Origin of the sequence: Fusobacterium sp. DD2 (assembly GCF_018205345.1) — a bacterium.
In the GTDB taxonomy this organism is placed as follows: domain Bacteria; phylum Fusobacteriota; class Fusobacteriia; order Fusobacteriales; family Fusobacteriaceae; genus Fusobacterium_A.
Genome location: NZ_JADRHM010000137.1, coordinates 1 through 557 on the forward strand (window position 1 = coordinate 1; position 557 = coordinate 557).

The 557-nt window shown below is 30.2% G+C and carries 1 pseudogene; it reads left to right on the top strand.

The window, feature by feature from the left end:
• Positions 1–94: 94 nt before the first annotated feature.
• Positions 95–378: pseudogene (locus tag IX290_RS11465) on the top strand (ATP-binding cassette domain-containing protein); the annotation flags it as partial.
• Between the last annotated feature and the right edge of the window lie 179 nt (positions 379–557).

The following is a 557-nucleotide window of genomic DNA, read 5'->3' on the forward strand; positions in this document are numbered from 1 at the left end:
CTAAAAATTAGAACTAAATTTTATAGATAGATAATGGAAAAACATAGATAGATATGTATACGGACAATAATAACAGCAGTAATAAGGAAAAACAATGAGTATTTTAGATGTAAATAATCTGAGCCATGGATTTGGTTCAAGAGTAATATTAGAAGACGCCTCTTTCAGACTTTTGAAAGGAGAGCACATTGGACTTGTTGGAGCCAATGGTGAAGGGAAAACAACATTTCTAGATATAATAACTGGTAACCTTATGCCAGATGAGGGAACTGTAACTTGGAAAAGGGAAAAACTATAAGGGATATATTAAAATCAGCTTTTAACCATATGTTTGAACTTGAAGCTGAGATGCTTTCTCTATATGAAAAAATGGGAGATGAATTGAAATTTTTTTGCTCTTACCTCTTTTTTTTGAATTTAAATGTATGATATAATTAAGCATATGAAAAGGAGGTGATTTTGTTATGTATCTTACAGTTAAACAACAACTTAAACATCTTTCTAAAGAAGAATATCTTTCTCTTAGAGAGCTTTCCCATACTGCTAAAAATCTATAC